This window comes from Gemmatimonadota bacterium, assembly GCA_016713785.1.
Classification (GTDB): domain Bacteria; phylum Gemmatimonadota; class Gemmatimonadetes; order Gemmatimonadales; family GWC2-71-9; genus JADJOM01.
Genome location: JADJOM010000003.1, coordinates 2143670 through 2164023, shown reverse-complemented (window position 1 = coordinate 2164023; position 20354 = coordinate 2143670). Strand labels below are relative to the sequence as shown.

At 73.1% G+C, this 20354-nt stretch carries 15 protein-coding genes; 8 read left to right on the top strand and 7 right to left on the bottom strand.

Features of this window, described 5'->3' with window-relative positions; translation table 11 throughout:
- Window position 1 precedes the first annotated feature (1 nt).
- From IPJ95_17735 to IPJ95_17715, 5 genes are all read left to right on the top strand, one after another.
- Window positions 2-2722: a serine/threonine protein kinase gene (locus IPJ95_17735; GenBank protein MBK7925445.1), complete on the top strand. Its 2721-nt coding sequence runs from the start codon at window positions 2-4 to the stop codon at window positions 2720-2722.
- 95 nt (window positions 2723-2817) lie between these two features.
- Complete coding sequence (locus IPJ95_17730; GenBank protein MBK7925444.1) at window positions 2818-3975, top strand: hypothetical protein; 1158 nt, start codon at window positions 2818-2820, stop codon at window positions 3973-3975.
- On the top strand, window positions 3920-5221 hold the full coding sequence (locus tag IPJ95_17725) for a hypothetical protein (GenBank protein ID MBK7925443.1): 1302 nt from the start codon (window positions 3920-3922) through the stop codon (window positions 5219-5221). The genes IPJ95_17730 and IPJ95_17725 overlap by 56 nt, the downstream gene beginning before the upstream one ends.
- 251 nt (window positions 5222-5472) lie before the next feature.
- Window positions 5473-6318 (top strand): hypothetical protein, encoded by an 846-nt coding sequence (locus IPJ95_17720; GenBank protein MBK7925442.1) that lies wholly within the window; start codon window positions 5473-5475, stop codon window positions 6316-6318.
- The gene (locus IPJ95_17715; GenBank protein MBK7925441.1) at window positions 6315-8090 is read left to right on the top strand and encodes a glycosyltransferase; all 1776 of its coding nucleotides are present in this window, start codon (window positions 6315-6317) and stop codon (window positions 8088-8090) included. The genes IPJ95_17720 and IPJ95_17715 overlap by 4 nt, the downstream gene beginning before the upstream one ends.
- A gap of 81 nt (window positions 8091-8171) precedes the next feature.
- Here IPJ95_17715 and IPJ95_17710 read toward each other — a convergent pair whose 3' ends face one another.
- A complete protein-coding gene (locus tag IPJ95_17710; GenBank protein MBK7925440.1) occupies window positions 8172-9467 on the bottom strand; it encodes a DUF445 domain-containing protein in 1296 nt (431 codons plus the stop codon).
- 144 nt (window positions 9468-9611) lie between these two features.
- Here IPJ95_17710 and IPJ95_17705 point away from each other — a divergent pair, with 144 nt between their 5' ends.
- Window positions 9612-11093 carry a calcineurin-like phosphoesterase C-terminal domain-containing protein gene (locus IPJ95_17705; GenBank protein ID MBK7925439.1) on the top strand — a complete coding sequence of 494 codons (1482 nt, stop codon included), beginning with the start codon at window positions 9612-9614 and terminating at the stop codon, window positions 11091-11093.
- A gap of 6 nt (window positions 11094-11099) precedes the next feature.
- Here the strand turns inward: IPJ95_17705 and IPJ95_17700 are convergent, their stop codons facing one another.
- From IPJ95_17700 to IPJ95_17685, 4 genes are all read right to left on the bottom strand, one after another.
- Complete coding sequence (locus IPJ95_17700; protein MBK7925438.1) at window positions 11100-12749, bottom strand: M1 family metallopeptidase; 1650 nt, start codon at window positions 12747-12749, stop codon at window positions 11100-11102.
- Between the two features lie 130 nt (window positions 12750-12879).
- Window positions 12880-13314 (bottom strand): hypothetical protein, encoded by a 435-nt coding sequence (locus IPJ95_17695; GenBank protein MBK7925437.1) that lies wholly within the window; start codon window positions 13312-13314, stop codon window positions 12880-12882.
- Window positions 13315-13487: 173 nt separating this feature from the next.
- The gene (locus IPJ95_17690; GenBank protein ID MBK7925436.1) at window positions 13488-13706 is read right to left on the bottom strand and encodes a hypothetical protein; all 219 of its coding nucleotides are present in this window, start codon (window positions 13704-13706) and stop codon (window positions 13488-13490) included.
- A gap of 241 nt (window positions 13707-13947) precedes the next feature.
- A complete protein-coding gene (locus IPJ95_17685) occupies window positions 13948-14682 on the bottom strand; it encodes a hypothetical protein (GenBank protein ID MBK7925435.1) in 735 nt (244 codons plus the stop codon).
- A 237-nt stretch (window positions 14683-14919) separates the two neighbouring features.
- Here IPJ95_17685 and IPJ95_17680 point away from each other — a divergent pair, with 237 nt between their 5' ends.
- Window positions 14920-15270 carry a hypothetical protein gene (locus tag IPJ95_17680; GenBank protein ID MBK7925434.1) on the top strand — a complete coding sequence of 117 codons (351 nt, stop codon included), beginning with the start codon at window positions 14920-14922 and terminating at the stop codon, window positions 15268-15270.
- A gap of 10 nt (window positions 15271-15280) precedes the next feature.
- Here the strand turns inward: IPJ95_17680 and IPJ95_17675 are convergent, their stop codons facing one another.
- Together IPJ95_17675 and IPJ95_17670 are read right to left on the bottom strand one after the other, a co-directional pair.
- Window positions 15281-18004 carry a protein kinase gene (locus tag IPJ95_17675; protein ID MBK7925433.1) on the bottom strand — a complete coding sequence of 908 codons (2724 nt, stop codon included), beginning with the start codon at window positions 18002-18004 and terminating at the stop codon, window positions 15281-15283.
- A complete protein-coding gene (locus tag IPJ95_17670) occupies window positions 17994-18587 on the bottom strand; it encodes a sigma-70 family RNA polymerase sigma factor (protein ID MBK7925432.1) in 594 nt (197 codons plus the stop codon). The genes IPJ95_17675 and IPJ95_17670 overlap by 11 nt, the downstream gene beginning before the upstream one ends.
- Window positions 18588-18711: 124 nt before the next feature.
- On the opposite strand from IPJ95_17670, the gene IPJ95_17665 reads away from it, so the two are divergent.
- Window positions 18712-20310 carry a hypothetical protein gene (locus tag IPJ95_17665; GenBank protein MBK7925431.1) on the top strand — a complete coding sequence of 533 codons (1599 nt, stop codon included), beginning with the start codon at window positions 18712-18714 and terminating at the stop codon, window positions 20308-20310.
- The last annotated feature ends 44 nt before the right edge of the window (window positions 20311-20354 follow it).

Genomic DNA, 20354 nt, shown 5'->3' with positions numbered 1-20354 from the left:
GATGCCCGACACCAACCCGACCCCCCAGCAGCGCTGGACCCTGATCGCGGAGCTGTTCGCCGGCGCGCTCGAGCTGCCGGCGGAGGCCCGCGCGGCCTTCGTGCGCGCCGGTGCCCCGGGCGATGCGGCGGCCCAGCAGGAGGTCCTTGCCATGCTCGACGCCCACCACTCGGGCGAGCCGCTGCTGCTGGAGGAGGAGCGCCGGTTCCGCCCCTCGGACCCGGCGCTGCGCGCCGGCGACCTCCCGCCCGGCACCCGGATCGGGCCGTGGCGCGTCGAGCGGCTGGTGGGGCAGGGCGGGATGGGCGAGGTCTATCGTGCCGAGCGGGTGGATGGCGCCTATCGCCAGGCAGTGGCCATCAAGGTGCTCCGCCCGGGCTACCACACGGCGGAGACGGTGCGCCGCTTCCGGGTGGAGCGGCAGGCGCTGGCCCGCCTGGTGCACCCCGGGATCGCCGCGATCATCGACGGCGGGGCGCTGGAGGACGGGCGGCCCTACCTGGTGCTGCAGCATGTCGACGGGGTGCCGATCACCCGGTACTGCACGGAGCGCGGGCTCGACCTGGCCGCACGGCTCCGGCTCTTTGTCCGGGTGGCACGGGTGGTGGAGTTCGCCCACGGGCAGCTGGTGATCCACCGGGACCTCAAGCCCTCCAACATCTTCATCGAGGCCGACGGCACGCCGCGGCTGCTCGACTTCGGCATCTCCCGGATGCTCGATCCCGGCCTCGACGCCTCCCTGGTGCGGCCCACCCGGCCCGAGGGCCGGCTGCTTACGCCGGAGCACGCGGCGCCGGAGCAGCTGCGGGGCGAGCCGTGTGACACGCGGACCGACGTGTACGGGCTGGGCGTGCTGCTGTTCCAGCTGCTGACCGACCGCACGCCCTTCCCCGCGGCCCGGCGCACCCTGCTCGACCTGGAGCGCGCCATCCTCGACGCGCCCGCCCCGCTCCCCAGTGCCGTCGTGGATGGCCCCGCGCGGCGCCGGGCGCTGCGGGGCGACCTCGACGTCATCACCCAGGCCGCGCTCCGGAAGGAGCCCGACCGCCGCTATCCCTCCGCGGCGGCGCTGGCCGACGACATCGAGCGCTACCTCGCCGGGCTGCCGGTACGGGCCCAGCCGGACCGGCTGGGGTACCGGGCGCGCAAGTATCTCCGGCGCAACGGGGTGCTGGTGGGCAGCGGCGCGCTGCTGGCGCTGCTGCTGCTCGGCTTCGCGCTGACCGCGGCCACCCAGGCCCGGCGGCTGCGGGTGGAGCGCGACGCGGCCGAGCGGGAGCGTGCGGTGAGCGCCGACGTAGTGCAGATCCTCGCCGCGCTCTTCGAGCGCGCCAACCCGCGCAAGGTCCCGGGCGGAGACACGGTGCGAGTATCGGCGCTCCTCGACGAGGCCGAGCAGCGCATCGAGCGGATGGTGGACGACACGGCGCGGCAGGCGGCGCTGCTCCGCGCGGTGGGCCAGATGCACCTGGCGCGGGGCCAGTACAAGCGCGCCGAGCGCCTGCTGCGCCGGTCGGCCGAGCTCCAGTGGGTGGTGCGGGGCCCCGAGGACCTCGAGGCGGCGCGGACCTACCACGAGCTGGCCACGGTGGTGCACTTCTACCGCGGGTCGACCGCGTCGCAGCCGATGTTCGACTCCTCGCTGGCGCGCTTCCGCCGGCTGCAGGGACCGGACGGGCCGGATGTGCAGGTGGCGCTCACCGACCTGGCCACCGCCACCGCGGCGCCGGGGCCGCGGCGCGCCCTGCTCGATGAGCTGGTGGCGATCCAGGCCCGGCAGCCCGGGGTGGATTCCATGGCGGTGGCCGGGCGGCTGCACGCCCAGGCTGAAGATTTCCTGGGCCAGGGACGGGCGCGGGAGGCGGCCGGGCTGTTTCAGGCCACGCTCGACATCCTCGCCGCGCGCCTGCCCCCCGACCACCCCGACCGGCAGACCGTGACCAACAATCTCTCCGTGGCCCTCGGCAACGCCGGTGACCTTGCCGCGGCCGAGAGCCTGCAGCGCGCCGGCCTGGCGCGGGTACTGGTCCAGCAGCCGTCGGCCGACGTGCGCGCCGGGGCGCAGGAACGCCTGGCGCTCACCCTGGCGCACCGCGGGCAGCTGGAAGAGGCCGAGCAGCTGGAGCGCGCGGCCATCGCCGGGCTGCGGGCGGGGCTCGCGGCCGACAACCCGCTGATCGGCAGCTCCCTCCGCAACCTGGCGCTGATCCTCGCCGCGCGCGGACGGCTGGTGGAGGGGCTCGCCTACCTCGACTCAGCCATCGTGCAGGGCCAGGCGGCCGGCGCGGCGCGCGATCCCCTCGGCGCCGCGTACCTCATCGGCCAGCGGTCACCGATCCTGCTCCGGCTCGGCCGCCTCAACGAGGCCGTCGCCGCCGCCCGCTTCGGGGACAGCGTCATCCAGTCGAACCGGGACACGCCGGTCCGGCGCCGCGCGGATGCCGACCGCTGGATGGCGCTGGTGAGCTATGCGCTGGGCGCGCACGACACGGTCATTCTCCGCGCCACCGCCCACCTCGAGGCCCAGCCCCCGAATGGCGGGGTGCTCCGGCCGGAGTCGGCGCAGGTGGAGTGCGTGCTTGGCGCCGCGCTCGCGGCACGGGGGCGCCGGGAGGAAGCCCGCCGGGCGCTCGAGCATGCCTGCCCGGTGCACGACGCGTGGGGCCTCGCCAATCCGATGGTGACGGGCTGGGGCCGGGAGGCGCTCGCGCGGCTGCGCTGAGCCCGCCCCCGCCGCACGTCCCGGGATGTCCAGTCTGGCTCGCATTCCGCGCCACTCCACTCGGTCCCTCATCCTCACCGAGCCTGGAGACTGTCATGCCGCGGAACCGCCTCCGCCTCTGCCTTGCCCTCCTCGTGCCGCTCGTCGGGTGCGCCGACGACCCGGCCGGCCCGCGCGACATTGCTGCGCCGAAGCCAGCCGATGCGGCCCCCGCGTCGATCGTGAAGCTGCCGCCGTGCACCGCCCACTGGGCCGGGCCGGTCAGCGGCGACTGGGCGGTGGCCGGCAACTGGTCCCCCGCCGTGGTCCCCGGCTGGAATGCCGTGGCCTGCCTCGATGCCGTGGGTACCTACACGGTCACGCTGAATGGCCCCCGGGTGGTCAACGCGATCGTCGTGGGGGCCAAGGGGGCGGCGGTGACCCTGAGCTACTCCAACGCCGGCGTCCTCGCCGCCTGGAACGTGACCACCGGCATCCACGTCAAGGTGGGCAGCACCCTCAAGTGGAACGATCCGGTCGACCTGACCACGGGGTTCGTGCAGGTGGACGGCACCTGGCGGGCGGACTTCCCCGGGGAGGCGGCGGTGGTCGACGCCGATTCGATCCGCATTGGCGGGACCGTCGACGTCAACGGGGCCGACCTGGCGCTCAACGTCGGCGCCTTCCACAACACCGGCACGCTGCAGGCCACCGGCTCCGCCGCGACCCTGACCATCACCGGCGACGCCTTCGGCGCGGTATGGATGGAAGGCGGGACGGTGAGCGGGCAGGGGACGGTCGTCGCGACGACGGTTCCACCGTCCCTCGGCTGGCCGGTGCCGCCGTACTGGCCGGCCGTCTTCCACTGGACGGCGGGGACCATCCCGGCCCGGCTGACCGGACCCGGCGCCCGGCTCCGGGTGATCGGCATGCCGATCAGCCTCGACGCCACCACCCTCCAAGGAGTCATCGAGCTCGAGACGGTCTACATCAACTTCCTCGGCGTGATCTGGGCCACGCCGGTGGTCACCTCGGACGGGAGCCTCCCGGCCGGGGTGCGTCTCGACATCACGGGCAACGGGCAGGCGAGCCTGCCGCAGGTCAATCGCGGCACCATCACGGTCACGCCGACGGACAGCATGACACTCTGGGCCCCCGTGAGATTCCTCGACAACGCGAGGCAGCTTCATCATCAACGGTGGCACGGCCCGGGTCCGCATGGAGACGGACAGCGTGGAGAACAGCGGGACGCTGACGCTGGGCGGCCCCGCTGACTTCCCGACACTCGCGCGGATCCACAACCGGGGGACGATCACCTCCTCGACCGCCGCGCCGCTCGACCTCGGCGGCGCCGACTTCGTGGCCGAGTCGGGGAGCAGCCAGTCTGGCCCGCTCTCCCTCGAGGGCGGGGTGCTCTCGGGCACGGGCGCCGTTGGCAATGTGACCTCGGTGGGCGGCACGATCTCCCCCGGGGCCGCCCCGGCCTCGCCGGCGCTCCCCGGCCTGGGGACCCTCACCCTGGCCTCGCTGTTCCTGGATCCGGCCAGCACCGTCAGCCTCGACATCGCCGGCACCGCGCCGGACAAGCACGACCTGCTCGCCGTCACCGGCCTGGTGGTGTACAACGGGGCGCTGCGGCTGATCGAGTCGTCCGGATTCCTCGGTGGGCATTGCGGGGAGGTGGTGCCCATCGTCACGGACGGTTCCTTCCCGCTCGTCCGCGGCGCGTTTGCCAGCACCACGGGGCTGACCCCCGGCGCGGCCCGGGGCTGGCGGCTCTACAACCCGACGGCCAGCCTCCAGCTGGTGGGGCACGACCCCTCGGTGCCGGTCAGTGTGTCGCCGGCGGGGGTGACGGTCACGGAAGGCGGCGCCGGTGCCTCGTACAATGTGTGCCTTCGCAGCGCACCGACCGCCAACGTCACCCTGACGCCGAGTGCGGCGGGCGGACAGCTGGCGGCCTTCGCGCCGCTGACGTTCTTCACCAGCTCGTGGGCGCTGCCCGGGTTCGTGACGGTCGGTGCGGTGGATGACGCGGTGGTGGAGCCGCCACCGCAGCTGGCCACCATTGCCCACGCCGTGGCCAGCGCCGACCCGGCCTACGCCGGCGCCATGCCCGCGCCGGTCACGGCCACGATCGTCGACAACGATGGCGTCACCAACCTGGAGCTGCACGTATTCAGCGCCCCGCCGGTGGTGACGGTCGGAAGCAGCTTCACCCTGACGCTCCAGAACGAGAACCTGGGGCCCAACACCTCGGTGGGCGCAACCTTCACGATCCCGGCGAGCACCGGATTCAGCTACTCGAGCAGCACCGGGACGCTCGGCTGCAGCTACGACGGCATCAGCGGGACCACCTGCCAGCTGCCGAGCCTGGCGAGCGGGGGCAAGACCGACTTCACGGTCACGCTGACGGCCGTCCTGGCCGGCGTGTACCCCACGGTCTACACCATCAGCACCATCCAGGGCGACAGCAACCCGCTCAACAACGCCCGCTCGCAGACCATCACCATCAACTGACGCGGAGGGATGCCGGCGGCGCGCCCTCGATGGGCGCCGCCGGTCGCTGTTTCGAAACAGGTGAGGGTGCACCGATCCGAGTGGGCCACACGGCGCGCGCGCACGCGGGTGCCTGGCCCGTAACTCCATGCCGTGCCGCGAGCTGTCGCAGGTTCGCCACGGTGATGCCGGATGGTGCAGCTCCTGCCTAGCTCCAGGGTGTTCGCGCTCCATGAGGGAGCGCCGCGAGCCCTCACCCCCTGGAGGATCCCATGTCCCGCCGACTTCCGCGCTCCGTCTGGCGCGCGCTGCTCGCCGCCGTCCTGTCCCTCGCCACCCAGCCGCTGCTGGCGCAGGGTGCGCCGTCGCGCCCGTTCCTCGAGCTGAGCGCGTGGGGCGTCTACTCGCGCTTCAGCAACCCGCCGCGGGCCACCGCGAGCGACAAGGCCGATGGCGTGGGGATGCGGTCGGTGGAGCTGGCGGTGTGGCCCGCCGCGTCGTTGCGCCTCTTCGGCCGCTATGACAACAGCCTGAGCCTCGACAACCTCTCCCTGCTGCGCGCCGGGCGACGGGTCCCGACCTGGTCGGGCGGCGCGCTGCTCGACTGGGGTGGGCGGTTCACCACCGTGGTCCAGGTCGGCCGGCGCACCCTTCCGGGCCGCGTGGGCCAGACACTGCTGGGCCTGGAGCAGGTGGCCTACACCGCCGGCGGCACCGCGTGGAAGGCGGGGGTGGAGGTGGGTCCCCGCGCCGATGACCGCATCGAATGGGTCGGGCATGCCGGCGTGAACCTGCCGGTGACCGGGCGGCTGCGGGTGGAGCCGGTCGTGTTCTACGCGCGGAGCGGGCTCGGCGCCGAGGCCCAGTGGCGTGCCCTCCTCGCCGGGGAGCTCGGTCTGGGCGGCGTATCGGCGCTGGGCGGCGGGATGGCGGTGGGGCGGATCAGCGACTCGCCGGCCGGGCTGGATGGCACGGTGTGGGATGGTCATGCGCGCCTCACGGTCGGGACCGGCGCCGGGAGCCGGGCCCACCTGCTGCTCCGGCACGAGCGCGCCCCGGGCGCGAGCCCCCTGACGTCGGTGGCCGTCGGCCTGTCGTTCGCGGTGCGGCGGCCATGAAACCCCCGCGCCCCGTCGCCGCCCGCCCCACGCTCTACCTGACGATCTTCATCGCGTGGGCGGCCGCCCTGGCCTGGTTCCACCCGCGCCTGATGGGCCTGCTCGACCTGGCCCACGGACCGGTGGCCACCGTGGCGGTGCTGTACTTCATCATCTTCACCGAACTGGCCTGGCTGTATGGCATCTATAACGTGTGCGTGGTGCTGTTCGCCGCCCTGCACCAGCGGCGCCGGCGCCTCCACGGCGTGCGCCTGCCGCCTCCGCTCACGGTGGACCCCCCGGCGGTGGCGCTGCTCTACCTCACCTGCAACGACTTCGTGGAGGAGAGCGCCCACTCCTGCCTGGCCCAGGACTACCCCACCTGGCGGCTGTACCTCCTGGATGACAGCAGCGACCCGGTGTACCGGGCGCGGGTGGACGCATTCGCGGCCCGGCACCCGGAGAAGGTGCAGGTGGTGCGCCGGCCGGACCGGTCCGGGTTCAAGGCCGGCAATACCAACCATGGCCTTCGCACCGCCGCGGTCACGGAGCCGGTCTTCGCCCTGGTCGACGCCGACGAGATCCTGCCGCGCGACTTCCTGCGCCGCATGGTGCCGATGCTGTACGCCCACGAGCGCACCGGCTTCGTGCAGGCCACCCACCGCTCCAACCCGGAGGGCCGCGGCGCGCTGCAGTCGGCGGTGGGCGTGGGGATCGACATCCACTGGCGCTGGTACCACCCGCTGCGCAACCGCTATGGCTTCGTCATGCTGCTGGGGCACGGGGCGGTGGTCCGGCGGGAGGTGTGGGAGGAGGTGGGCGGCTTCCCGGAGATCGTCTCCGAGGACCTCGCCTTCTCGCTGCGGGCCCGCCAGCATGGGTGGCACGGGGTGTTCGCGGAGGACGTGATCTGCTACGAGGAGTTTCCCGAGACCATCCGCGCCTTCCGGGTGCGGCACATGAAGTGGACCCGGGGCACCTGCGAGTTCTTTGCGCGGGAGATGTGGCCGGCGCTGCGCTCCGGCAAGGTGCCGCTGGTGGAGAAGCTTGACGTGCTCTTTCCGGCGCTCAGCCTGCCGCTCGCGCTGGTGTACTTCCTGTTCGTCATCGACGCCAACATCGTCTTCGCGTTCCTCTTTACCCAGCCCCAGCCACTGACCCTGGAACTGGGCGGCCACGCCCTGGTGCTCCCGGTGCGCGCCCTGCATCCGGGGTTCGCGGTGGTGCAGAGCTGGGACTTCTTCCTCATCACCCTGCTCACCTTCGTGGCGCCGATCCTGTGCTTCGTGATCGACCTGGCGGGCAAGCCGCGCCAGCTGTTCCGCTTCCTCTGCCAGAGCACGGTGATGTACGCCGCGCTCGGGCCGATGAGCTCGCTCGGCGTGCTGGGCTATCTCATCACCGGCAAGGCCACTTTCCTGGTCACCGGCGATCGCGGCCGCGCGGTCACCGACGGGGGCCCGGCGCCGACGACTCCCTGGGCACGGGCGTGGCGCGGGCTGCAGCGGGTGGCGGGCGGAAGCCATCCGGATCACCCGCTGGTGCAGGGATTCGAGGTCGCGTGCGGGCTGGTCTTCGGCGTGGCCTGCCTCCAGCTGGTGCAGCTCTCGTTCCTCGGGCTGGCGTTCGCCTTCGTGCTGCTGCCGGTCCTGCATCACGTGCCCTGGGACAACCCGCTGGTGCAGCGGCTGGTGTACGTCCCGTTCCTGTTCATCCTCGGCGGGCTCCTGATCGGCGGGCTCGGGCTGCTCGGGCTGCAGCCGGTGTTCTTCGGATACGGCTTCCACTTCTAGCCCCGGGGACCCCTGATGCACCACGCCCCCGGATCCTGGCCAGGACCCCGGGGGCGTGCGGCGTCGGGTGCGACCGGCCGCCTAGCCGCCCAGCATCCTGGATACCACGTAGATCACCAGTCCGGCCAGCCCGCCCACCAGCGTGCCGTTGAGCCGGATGAACTGCAGGTCCCGGCCCACCGCCAGCTCCAGCCGCTCCGCGGCCACCTCCGGGTCCCACTGCCGCACCGTGTCGGCGATCAGGGCGCCGACCTCATGCCGGTGCCGCTCCAGCACCGAGGCCGCGAAGCCGGTGAGGAACTCGTCGAGCTCGGCCAGGCGGTCGGGATTCGCGGCCAGCGAGGTGCCCACCGAGCCGATGCCGCGGGCCAGCGGGGCGAGCGCCTGGTCGTCGGCGTCGGCGGTGAAGCGCTCCGCCGCCCCGCGCGCCTGGTCCCAGAGCGTGGCGGCGAACTCCCCCACCGCCGGGTGCGCCAGCAGGTCGGCCTTGAGGGCCTCCGCCCGGGCCTGCACCTCCTGCGAGCTCTTCAGCCGCTCGATGAACTGGCGGAAGGCGATGTCGAACTTGAGCCGGAGCGGGTGGTAGGGATCGGCCTTGACCTCGTCGATGAGGCGCTGGCTGGCCCCCTCGATCTTCTTCTGGAAGGCGTGGTCCACCGCGGTCGGGACCCACCACGGGCTCTCCTCCTTGATGCGGCGGCCGAGCTCGTCGCGGTTCTTCTCGATGGCCTCGCCCGCGATGCGGAGCGCCTCGTCGAGCAGCACCTGGTGCCGCTGGTCGGTGGCCACCACCGACAGCAGGTTGCCCAGCAGCGGGGCCAGCTGCAGCGCCTGCAGCCGGCCGATCGCGCTCTCGTGGATGAGCGCCCGGGCCTGGGTGTCCTCGACCGTCTTCATGGCCTGCACCACGCCCGCCGCGAGGTGCCGCGCCAGCCGGCGGCTGTTCTCCGGCTCGCTCAGCCAGCGCGCCGAGCGCTCGGCCACCTTCATGGTGGCGAGCCGCGTGACCAGGATGTCCTTCGAGAGGAAGTGGTTCTGCACGAAGTTGCCCAGCACCCGGCCGATCCGCTCCTTCTGGGTCTGGATGATGGCGGTGTGCGGGATGGGCAGGCCGAGCGGCCGGCGGAACAGCGCGGTGACGGCAAACCAGTCGGCCAGGCCACCGACCAGCGCAGCCTCGGCGGTGGCGCGCACGAAGCCGAGCCAGGGCCACCGGGTCTCGAGCCAGAGGGCCAGCAGGAAGATCACGAGCGCCACGACCAGCAGGCCGTTGGCCACCCGCTTCATCTTGAGCAGCTCGGCGCGACGGGTGGCGTCGTCCTTCCGCGGAGGCGCGGGGGGCGCGGGGTCCGGGACGGGGGGGAGGGGTGCGGGCATCGCCTGCAAAGAAATCATCTCCGGCGTGGTGGGGGTATCCCCGGGGTGGGTGCGGAGGGCTGGGGGTGGACAGGCCCCCCGCCGGGGCGGAGCTTGTGTCGGCGCCGCGACCCGTTCGTGACCACCCCCACCCAGGTTCCCCGCATGAGCCACTCCACTCGACGCGACTTCCTGCGCGAGGTTTCGGCCGCCTCGCTCCTCACCCTTGGCCTCACCCCCGCGCGCCTCCCGCGTCCGTGGCGACGGGCCCCGATCCGGGTCCGGGGCCGGGTCACCGCCGCTGGACGGCCCCTCGCCGGCGCCGGGGTGAGCGACGGCCGCACCGTGGTCCGCACCGATCGAGGCGGCGCCTACGAACTGGTGAGCGATGCCGGGCAACGCTGGCTGCACCTCTCGCTCCCCGCGGGGCACGAGATCCCCCGGCAGGCGAGCGGCACCGCGCAGCTCTTCCGCCCGCTGACCCCGGATGCGCGCGGCGAACTGCGCGCCGACTGGGCCCTCACCCCGCTCGCCGGCGGCGACGCGGCCCACGCCTTCTTCCTGGCCGCGGACCCGCAGACCCAGAACCGCTACGAGACCGACCTGCTCCACGCCGAGACCGTGCCCGCGCTGCGCCGCGCCCTGGCGGGGCTCGGGGGCGTGCCCGCCTTCGGGATCGCCTGCGGCGACATCATGTACGACGACCTGTCGCTCTATCCCGAGTACGAGCGTGCGGTCCGCGCGGTGGACCTGCCGTTCTTCCAGGTGGTCGGCAACCACGACATGGACTACGCCGCCCGCACCGACGAGGCCTCGACCGCCACCTTCGAGCGGCACTTCGGGCCGGCGTGGTACTCGTTCAACCGGGGCGAGGTGCACTACGTGGTGCTGGACGACGTGCTGTGGCACGGCGACGGCTACATCGGCTACCTCTCCGCCCCCCAGCTCGAGTGGCTGGCCGCGGACCTGGCGCTGGTGGAAGCGGGGCGCACCGTGGTGGTGGCGCTCCACATCCCGCTGGCCAGCTCGCTTCCGGCGCGCTCCGGCGATGCCGAGGGGCGGCACACCTCGATGGTAAACAACCGCGAGGCGCTCTACCGCCTGCTGGAACCGTATCGCGCGCACGTCCTCTCCGGGCACACCCACGAGCACGAGCACCTCTTCGAGGGTGGGGTGCACGAGCACGTCCACGGCACCGCGTGCGGCGCCTGGTGGAGCGGCCCGATCTGCTACGACGGGACCCCCGATGGGTTTGGCGTCTACGAGGTGCGCGGCAGCGAGCTGCGCTGGCGGTACCAGCCGTCCACCGCCGCCGCGGGCGAGGCGATGCGCCTCTACCGCCGGGGCGCCGACCCCACCGCGCCGGACGAGGTGGTCGCCAACCTCTGGGACTGGGATCCGGAGTGGACGGTGGTGTGGTACGAGGATGGCCAGCCCCGCGGCCGCATGGCGCGGCGCACGGGGCTCGACCCGCTGTCGGTGGAGCTGCACCGCGGGCCCGAGCTGCCGGCGCGGCGGAAGTGGGTGGAGCCGGTCCCCACGGCCCACCTGTTCTACGCCACCCCGGGCGCCGGGGCCACCGAGTGCCGGGTGGAGGCCACCGACCGCTGGGGCCAGGTGCGCACGGAGCGGCTGGCGCTCCGGTAGCGCCCGCTACTCGACCGGCGCCGCCTGGGTCTTCACGTAGTAGTCGGGGTGCACGGACAGGCTGTCCGTGGCGCCGCGGGTGTAGCGCACCGACTGCCAGGCCCCGGACGGGTGCAGGGTGGTGTAGCCCTCGCCCTCGAGCTTGACGGGCAGGGGCAGGTCGAAGCCGGGCACCACGTCCACCCAGCGATAGTGAAGCCGCCGCCCCGCGATGCGGTACTCGAGGGTCGGGATCTTCGTGGTGGTGAGGTACTGGGCGAAGATCCGGCTCAGGTCGCGACCCGCCTGCCAGCTGATGTAGTCCTGCACCTCACGGCCGGTGACCACCTGGTGGCGATACACCTCGTTGAGGCCCCGCAGCGTCCGCCGCCAGACCTCGTCGTCGCCGACCACCTGCCGGATGGTATGCAGCATGTTCCCGCCCTTCGGGTACATGTCGCCCGAGCCCTCGCGGTTGAGCCCGTACTCCCCCACGATGGGCGCATCGTTGCGGATGCTGCGTCGGTTGCCGCGGTTGTACTCGGCCCCCGCCTCCTTCCCCTGGCTGCACTCGACGAAGAGCCCCTCGGCGTAGTTCGCGAAGCTCTCGTGCACCCACATGTCGGCGATGTCTGCGGTGGTGAGGTTGTTGCCCCACCACTCGTGCGCGCTCTCGTGGATGATGATGAAGTCCCAGGACAGCCCGCGGCCGCTGCCGCTCAGGTCCCGGCCCAGGTAGCCGTTGAGGTAGCGGTTGCCGTAGGCCACCGCGCTCTGGTGTTCCATGCCGAGATGCGGGGTCTCCACCAGCTGGTAGCCGTCGGCGTACCACGGGTAGGGACCGAACCAGTGCTCGAAGCAGGCCAGCATCGGCTTGACCTGCGCGAACTGCCGCCGCGCCGCCTCGAGGTGATAGTCGAGCGGCCAGTAGTTGAGCGTCAGGCGGCCACCCTCGCCCTCGTAGCTGTCCTCGAGGTGCCCGTAGCTCGCGGCGTTCACCGCGATGTCGTAGTTGTTGATCGGGGAGGTGACGAACCACTCCCAGGTGGTGGTGCCGTCGCCATTGGGGGTGGACGAGCGCAGCCGCCCGTTGGAGATGTTCCGGATGGCGTCGGGCACGGTGATGGCCACCCGCTGGCTGTCCGGTTCGTCGGACTGGATGTCCTTGGTGGGCCACCAGATGCTCGCGCCGGTGCCCTGGCAGGCGGTGGCGATCACGGTGCGGCCCAGGCTGTCGGCGGTGAACACGAAGCCGCCGTCCCAGGGCGCGCGCTTGGCAACGTGCGGCTTGCCGCCGTAGAACACCGCCAGCGTGGCGGTGCTGCCGGCCGCCTGCTCGGCGGGGAGCGTCACGATGTAGGCGTTGCCGTCGCGCCGGCTCTGGAGTACCCGGCCATCCTGGACAAAGCTGTCGGCCACCAGCGGCTGCTGCAGGTCGATCTGCAGCGTCCGGCCCGGGGCCAGCGCGCGGTAGGTGATCCGGTTCGCCCCGCGGATGGAGCTGTCGGCCGGCTGGATCCGCACGCTCAAGTCGTAGTACGCGACGTCCCACCAGGCCCGCTCCGGGGTGACCGAGCCGCGGAGGCTGTCGGCGTGCAGCGTCGCGGCGTCCTGCTGGGCCGTGAGGGCGGCGCAGGGAGCCAGGAGCAATCCGGCGAGGAGGTGACGCAGGCGCATGCGGAGCGGCTCCGTGACGGTGTTGGCGGGTGGCGGGATGCCGGGACGAATGGCCCGGAAGGTGAACCCTCCCGGGGATGGAGGCAACTCTACGAGGTGGGGTGCCGCGAGGTGTCGGCGGCGGGTCGGCTCAGCGCTGGTGCACCAGGGTGGCCACTCCGAGGAGGGCGCGGGAGAAGGTCGGGACGGTGCGGAGGGCGGTCTCGAGCACCGGGTTCGAGGGGCGGGGTCGCGCGGGGCGGGCGGCCTCGGTCGGGGCGCGCTCGGGGGTGCGGTCGAGGTCTGGAGCGGCGAACTCGCCGGACGGGCGCACTTCCACCGAACCGTCGGGGTGAATCAGCACCAGGTCGGGGCTCCGCTCGGTCACCGCCACCCGTGGGGCCCAATTGGCGGGCCGCACGTGGAACGCGGGGTGCGCGCTCACCGGCAACCACTGCCGAGTCGTGGCGTGGTAGATCCGCCACTGCTCCCGCACCTCGCCCCGGAGGACGGCCAGCGCAAACTCCTCCCGGGAGGGGTAGCTCTGGTGCGTTCCGGAAGGACTCTGCAGGAGAACAGCCGGCATTCGTGACGCGCCTCACAAGGGGGTCAGGTCTGCCCTCCGGGATTTGCAACCTGTGGGCCAAGTGCGGAAAACGCTCAATGGCAATGACTTAGGTCATTTCATCGAACCCGAACCCGCAACGAGAAGGACCAGGTGTTGTAGCGGTGCGGCGGCAGGTCACTGACCACGGGCGATCAGGCCGCCGGAAGGTCCCCGCCGCGGGAGTCCTCCGGAACCACGCGGCGACGGCGAAAGGCCGGGTGCAGGCTGAGCGGGAGCCAGGTGCCGCCTCGAGCGTGGAAGACCTGCCACGCCTGGGTGATGCGGCCACCATCGAGCGCCCGCTCGAACTCCTCCTCGGTCTCGAAGGAGTACTGGCCACCATTCGGGTGGCGGAGCCTGATCCGCGCCATGACGACCTCCGATTTCGGGTCGCCTGGACCAGGGGCAACTCCCGCACCGGAGGTGAAGTCACCGCGCCGTAGCGGCTTGGCTGCTCATGAAGGCCTGGGCGCCCCGCCCAGCGTCACGTGCCGATGCACCGCTTCGTTCCAGCGACGGTCGTGGACGTGTGCGCAGGATCACAGGGACCAGACGCACACGCGCCGCGACGAGGAACTCGTCGCGGCGCGCGGAGCCGGTGGGAGGGTGGCGCTAGCCGGTGACGTTCAGGCTGAGGCCGGTCTGGGTGAAGCTCCCGGAGTTCCCGCCGTAGCTCCAGCTCACCTGGAGATACGAAAGCGACAGGCTGTACCCGGCCGCCGGGGATCCGGTGGTCGGCGTGCCGCCCGGCGTTCCGCTGGCCGGCGCCGTTCCGCCCGTGGAACCGGCCGGCGTGGTCCCGGTGGTCGGCGCGCCGATCTGCGGCACGGTGGCGCTGGCCCCGCCGGTGGCGGGCGCCCCGATCTGCGGCACGGTGGCCGCCGGCTGGGCGGTACCCGGCAGGCCGCCCTGCGCCGAGACGGTGAAGCCGAGCTGGGCGAGCACCTGGTAGACCACCTGGGGAATCCCGACGGGCTGGGTGCTGACCTCACCCGGATTCGGCACCGGCTGGATGCTCATCTCCGGCGGCGGGGGGCTGCCCCCGTCGCGGATGGCGCCGCGGAGGGCGTCGAAGGCCCCCTGCGCGCCGGCGAGGTCGCCGGCCTCGAGCGCCGTGCCCACCGCGGCGAACTTCGTCGCCAGATCGGTGGCGGCCGGGCTGGTCCCCTGGAAGCGGCGGCCTGGGCCGGCCTCCTTGAGGGCCTGATAGGCGGTGCCTGCCGCCTCCAGGTTGCCGGTCTCGAGGGCGCCGGCCAGGGCCCGCAGGGCCTGGCGCCGCTCGTGACCTTCGCCCCGGACCCCGTGGGTGAACCGGGTGTTGTTGAACGTGATCCCTGCGATGGACATGGCCTGCTCCCTGTGCATACGGTGTCGGACCCTCCATGGTCCGTTGTGGTACCATCGGCAGGGAGGTCGCCTGACTTTATACCTCCTTCATGCGGTCTTGCAGGCTGCCTGTCGCACCCCCTTGGCACATTGCAAGGTGCGGGGTTTGACGATCGGGTGACGGAGGAGGGACAGATTGGCGTGGGGCAGGCTGAGGCCGGGCAGGGGCCCGGGACCTTCAATGAGAGGCGGGGAGGCATGTGGATCGTCACCACGGTCGGCTTCTTCAGCGTGGTGGAGAAGCCGTGGGACCGGGCGCAGGGCACGCTCACCATCCGCGCCCGGGTCCGGGAGGACCTGGAGGCGCTGGGCGGGCTCTGCCTCCCGGTGCTGAGCGCCATCGCGGAGGACGGCGAGGCGGACTACCGCTTCCGCGCCCAGGCCCCCCGGGAGGCCGTCGCGGTCGCGATGGCCACGCTGGTGCGCGGGGTGGACTACGACAACTTCAAGGCGGCGGTGGGCCGGCGGCAGGGTGCCTCACGCGAGGCGGTCTATCACGATGCGTGGCGGGCCTTCTACCAGCTGCAGCGCGGCGAGGGCGGGGGGTAAGCCGGCGCGGTCACGGGGTGGTGTCCGGCTGCATCAGGGTCGCGTAGCGCGGATCGCCCACCAGCCCGCCGAAGTCGCGGAACGCCACCGCGTGGAGCCAGGGGAGCGACTCGTACCCCTCGGCCACGGCCTGGGCCAGCAGCGAGATGGCGTGCTCGCGGCGGCCCGCGATGGCGGCCAGCCGGGCGCGGTAGAGGGTGTGCTCGGCCGGGGTGAACCGGGGCCGGGGGCCGAGGCGCTGCTCCGCCGCGGCGGCACGACCGGCGCGTGCCAGCACCAGCGCCTCGAGGCCCCGGTACTGCAGCCGCTCCGGGAAATCCTCCGCCAGCGACGCGAAGTACGGCTCGGCCGACTGCCACTGGCCGGCGTCGTAGAGCGCCGTGCCCATCCAGTACCGGTGGGCCCGGTGGTGCGGGTCCCGCGCCAGCTGGTTGGCCAGCCAGCGGACCGCGCGGCGGAAGTAGGCCGGGCTCGCGAAACCGCGGCCGTGGGCGTTGAGCTCCTCGCCCGCCACCACCAGCGCCGCCCCCTCCGACCAGTAGCTGTCGGGCGAGAGCCCCCCCGCGACTGTCAGCAGCGAATCGACGGCCCGGGTGTCGCCCTGCGCGGCCGCCGCCCGCACCTCCAGCACCAGCGCGATCCGGCTCTCGGGGTGCCGCTGCTGCATCTGGCGGGCGCTCTCCCGCTCCGTCACGAAGCGGCCCACCCGGTGCTCGGCGTGGGCGCGCTGGATCCAGTACGGCGCCCAGCGACGCACGCTCCCGGCGTCGGGATCGATGCGCTGGAGCGCCGCGAGCGCCGCCGCCGGCCGGTTGGTGGCGTTGGCGATCCATGCCACGGCGTTGAGCCCGCGGGTGTCGCCGGTGAGCTCCGCCGCGCGCCGGGCCAGCGCGTAGGCGCCTTGCCCGTCACCGTCGAGCAGCGCCCGCAGGTAGCCGACCTGGAGCTGGTGGTACTCGGTGAGCTGCAGCCGGCGTGATCCCAGCAGGGCGACCACGGAATCCACCGCGACGTAATCGTCGGTGTTCCACAGGTCCACGGCTGCGGAGAACAGGGCCACGCCGAAGGTGGAGTCGAGCGCAAAGGCCTGCCGGAAGGCCGTCACCGCCTCCCCGTAGCGCTGCGCATCGTGCAGCTCGAGCCCGCGATCGAACTCCCGGTAGGCGTCGAAGGTGGGCGGGCGTTCCGCCAGCCCGGGAATGGCGGCCACCCGCTCGTCCTGCCGGATGGCGAGGGCTCCCATGACCCGGCCGCGCAACAGGCGCAGCCCCTCCGCCACCGAGTCCCGGCTGGTCTCCACCGGCTCGGGATAGGCCAGCAGCGTGCCGCGCACCGCATCGGTGATCTGCGCCTGGAAGCGGAGCCGGTCGCCGACGCGATAGTACGAGCCGGTGATCACCGTGCCCGCGCCGGTTTCCTCGCGCATCAGGCGCACCTGGTCGCCGCCCGCCGTGTGGCGGCCGGCCGCCTCCCGGGCATTGGGCCAGGGGATCACGGTGAGCGTCCCCGTCTCCTGCAGTCCCTGGGTGATCCAGTCGCCGGCCATCCGTCCCCACACCGCCAGCGCAGTGTCGCCGGTCTCGTTCTCCAGCGGCGCCACCGCGACCGGCAGCGGGAGGCTCCCGAGCGGCACCGGCGCCGGCCGGCGGCCCATGGTCCACCAGGCGGCGCCGGCCAGCAGTCCCACGCCCAGCAGCAGCAGCGGCAGCGTCCGGCGGCGGCGGGGGAGCGGCACGGGATGCTGGAGATCCGGCCGGACCAGGGGAGTGAGGGTGGCCAGCACCTCGTCCATGTCGGCGGGTCGTGCCGCGGGGTCGGTCTCCAGGCAGCGCTGCAGCAGGGTGCCGAGGGCCGCCGGCGTCTCGGGGGGGAGCGTTTCAGGGAGGATGCTGGTGAAGAGCCCCGGTTCCATGCCGGTCAGGAGTTCCCGCCCCACCACGCCGAGCGCGAAGATGTCGGCGCGGTGGTCGGTGTGGACCCCGGCCTCCTGCTCCGGCGCCATGTAGCCCATGGTGCCGACGACCGTGCCCTCGCCGGTGACCCGATCCGCCGTATCCGTCATCCGGAGCTGCGCGATCCCGAAGTCGAGGAGGTAGGCGTGGTCGCCGACGAGGAGGATGTTCTCGGGCTTGAGGTCCCGGTGCACCACGCCCGCGCGGTGCGCGCTGGCCAGCGCGTCCGCGAGGTCGCGCAGGATGCGGCACCCCGTGGCCACCGGGAGGCGCCGCTCCCGCCGCAGCCGGGTGCGCAGCGTCTCGCCGCCCAGCCATGGCATCACGTAGTACAGGAGCCCGTCGGCCTCCCCCGAATCAAGCAGCGCCAGGATGTGGGGGTGGGAGAGTTGCGCGGCCACGTGGATCTCGGCGAGGAACCGCTCGGCGCCGAAGGCCACCGCGGTTTCCGGCTTGAGCACCTTGAGGACCACCGGGCGCTCGTGCTTCCGCTCCCGGGCCCGGTAGACCGTGGCCATCCCGCCATGGCCGATCTCCTCGTCGATCTCGTAGCGGTCGTCGAGCGCCGCCTCGAGGCGGGCACGGATCGAGAGGGGCGAGACGTCGAGCGGGCGGTCGAGCGGCCCCTCGGTGGCGTGCGCGGCGAGCATGCGGGCCACCAGTGCCCGGAGTTCCGGGTCCCGGGTGGCGGTGGCGAGCCACGCCAGCCGGTCCGCGGGCGGGAGGTCGAGCGCTGCGTCGAAGAGCCGCTCGACCTCCGCCCATTCCGGTTCAGCGGCCACCGGCCGCTCCCTCGGGCGCGAGCGCCTGGTGCAGCCACGCCCGGGCCCTGGCCCAGTCCCGCTGCACGGTGCGGCTGGTCACTCCCAGCACCTGCGCGATCTCCTCCTCTTCCAGCCCGGCGAAGAACCGGTACTCGACCACCTGGCGCAGCCGCGGTGACTGCTGCCCGAGGCGCTCCAGCGCCTCGTCGAGCACCAGCAGCTCCTCCGGCGCGAGCGTCGCCGCGGCGCCCGCCTGCTCCAGCGTGACGGCCCGGACCCCGCCCCCGCGCTTGAGGGCCAGCCGCCGCCGCGCGTGATCGACCAGCACCTGGCGCATGAGCCGGGCGGCAATGCCCACGAAGTGCTGCCGGCTCTCGATGCGCGACGGTGCCTGGCCGGCCAGCCGCAGCCAGGCCTCGTGCACCAGCTCGGTGGGTTGCAGGGTGTGGCCCGGCCCTTCGCGCCAGAGGAGGCGGGCCGCCGCGGCACGGAGTTCGGTGTGCACCAGCGGGAGCATCCGGGCGAGCGCGTCCGCGGCCTCCGCGGCCGCGGGGGGAGCGGGTACATCACCCGGAGGATGGGGGTCGCCGTGAGGGGGCATCGGGCGCGGTCGGGCCGGGATGTCGGGTGGGTGTGGGATTGCCCGCAATATAGGTTTGACCCCCCGGGCCGGCCATGCGCCGTCCCCAACCATGGAGGCTCGCATGTCCCGTTTCCGTCACCTGCTGGCGCTGGGCGCCGCCCTCCTGCCCGGCGCCCTCGCCGGCCAGGGGCACGAGCAGCACGGCACCACCGACTCAATGCCCCTGTACGCCAATCTCGGCGCCCTGCACTATGCCATCACCACCGGCGACCCGATGGCCCAGGCCTACTTCGACCAGGGCCTGCGGCTCTACTGGGCCTTCAACCACGCCGAGGCGGTGCGGGCCTTCGCCGAGGCGGAGCGGCGGGATCCGGCGTGCGCCATGTGTGCCTTCGGTCAGGCGCTGGCGCTTGGCCCGAACATCAACGCGCCGATGGACAGCGCCACCGGGATGCAGGCATGGGCGGCGGCCCGGCGTGCGCTGACCCTCCCCGGGCGCGGGGAGCGGGAGGAGGGGATGATCCGCGCCCTGGGGGAGCGGTATGATCCCGCGCGGAGCCGCGCCGCGGCCGACACCGCGTGGGCCGACGCGATCGGCCGCGTGGCCGATCGGTACCCGGAGGACCTCGACCTGCAGGCGTTCCACGCCGAGGCCCTGATGGACCTGAGTCCATGGCGGTACTGGATGCCGGACGGCAGCGCGCGTCCGGCCACGCTCACCATTCTGGCGCGCATCGAGCGCGTGCTAGCGGCCAATCCGGATCACGCCGGGGGATGCCACCTGCTGATCCACGCGGTGGAGGCGGTGGAACCCGAGCGCGCCGTGGCCTGCGCCGAGCGGCTGGCGGGGCTCATGCCCGGGGCCGGCCACCTGGTGCACATGCCCGGGCATATCTACATCCGGGTGGGACGGTACGCCGACGCCATCCGCGCCAACGAGCACGCGGTGCACGCCGACGAGCACTTCTTCGAGGGGCCGAACGTGAGCCGCCAGGGGCTCTACGGCCTGGGCTACTATCCGCACAACTGGCACTTCATGAGCTTCGCCGCCTCGATGTCGGGCCGGCGGGCCGTGGCGCTGCGCGCGGCGCGGCGGGTGACCGAAACGGTGGGAAGCGAGCAGGCCCGCGCGCAGCCCTGGCTCGAGGCGGTCACGCCGGTGGTCTACTACACCATGGTCACCTTCGGCGACTGGGGCGGGATCCTGGCGGAGCCGCTCCCGCCCACCGACCTGCGCTTCACCACCGGGATGGCCTACTACGGCCGCGGGGTGGCCTTCGCCGCCCGCCGCCGCTGGGCCGAGGCGCGCGCGGCGCTCGACTCGGTCCGCGGCATCGTGCGGGGGCTGCCCGACGGGGACAACCGGATCGCCATGCAGATCGCCGAGCGGATGCTCGACGGAGAGATCCTGCTCCGGTCCGGCGAGCCCCGCGCCGCGGTGCGCGCGTTCACCGAGGCGGTGGCGCTGGAGGATGGGCTGGCCTACACCGAGCCGCCCACCTGGTACTACCCGGCGCGGCACTCGCTCGGCAAGGCCCTGCTGGCGGCCGGGGCGGCCGCGGAGGCGGAGCGGGTGTACCGCGAGGACCTCCGGGACTTCCCGGAGAACGGCTGGTCGCTGTTCGGGCTGGCCCGCAGCCTGGAGCGGCAGGGGCGCGCCGCCGAGGCCCGGGAGGTGGAGGCCCGCTTCCGCGCGGCGTGGAAGGACGCGGACGTCACGCTCACCGCCTCACGATTCTAGGCCGGGAGCCAGACGCCGCCGCCGGCGGACCAGGGGTCCGCCGG

Coding starts and splice junctions, on each gene's coding strand:
- IPJ95_17735 (MBK7925445.1), top strand. CDS start 2: ATGCCCGACACCAACCCGACCCCCCAGCAGCGCTGGACCCTGATCGCG.
- IPJ95_17730 (MBK7925444.1), top strand. CDS start 2,818: ATGCCGCGGAACCGCCTCCGCCTCTGCCTTGCCCTCCTCGTGCCGCTC.
- IPJ95_17725 (MBK7925443.1), top strand. CDS start 3,920: ATGGAGACGGACAGCGTGGAGAACAGCGGGACGCTGACGCTGGGCGGC.
- IPJ95_17720 (MBK7925442.1), top strand. CDS start 5,473: ATGTCCCGCCGACTTCCGCGCTCCGTCTGGCGCGCGCTGCTCGCCGCC.
- IPJ95_17715 (MBK7925441.1), top strand. CDS start 6,315: ATGAAACCCCCGCGCCCCGTCGCCGCCCGCCCCACGCTCTACCTGACG.
- IPJ95_17710 (MBK7925440.1), bottom strand. CDS start 9,467: ATGCCCGCACCCCTCCCCCCCGTCCCGGACCCCGCGCCCCCCGCGCCT.
- IPJ95_17705 (MBK7925439.1), top strand. CDS start 9,612: ATGAGCCACTCCACTCGACGCGACTTCCTGCGCGAGGTTTCGGCCGCC.
- IPJ95_17700 (MBK7925438.1), bottom strand. CDS start 12,749: ATGCGCCTGCGTCACCTCCTCGCCGGATTGCTCCTGGCTCCCTGCGCC.
- IPJ95_17695 (MBK7925437.1), bottom strand. CDS start 13,314: ATGCCGGCTGTTCTCCTGCAGAGTCCTTCCGGAACGCACCAGAGCTAC.
- IPJ95_17690 (MBK7925436.1), bottom strand. CDS start 13,706: ATGGCGCGGATCAGGCTCCGCCACCCGAATGGTGGCCAGTACTCCTTC.
- IPJ95_17685 (MBK7925435.1), bottom strand. CDS start 14,682: ATGTCCATCGCAGGGATCACGTTCAACAACACCCGGTTCACCCACGGG.
- IPJ95_17680 (MBK7925434.1), top strand. CDS start 14,920: ATGTGGATCGTCACCACGGTCGGCTTCTTCAGCGTGGTGGAGAAGCCG.
- IPJ95_17670 (MBK7925432.1), bottom strand. CDS start 18,587: ATGCCCCCTCACGGCGACCCCCATCCTCCGGGTGATGTACCCGCTCCC.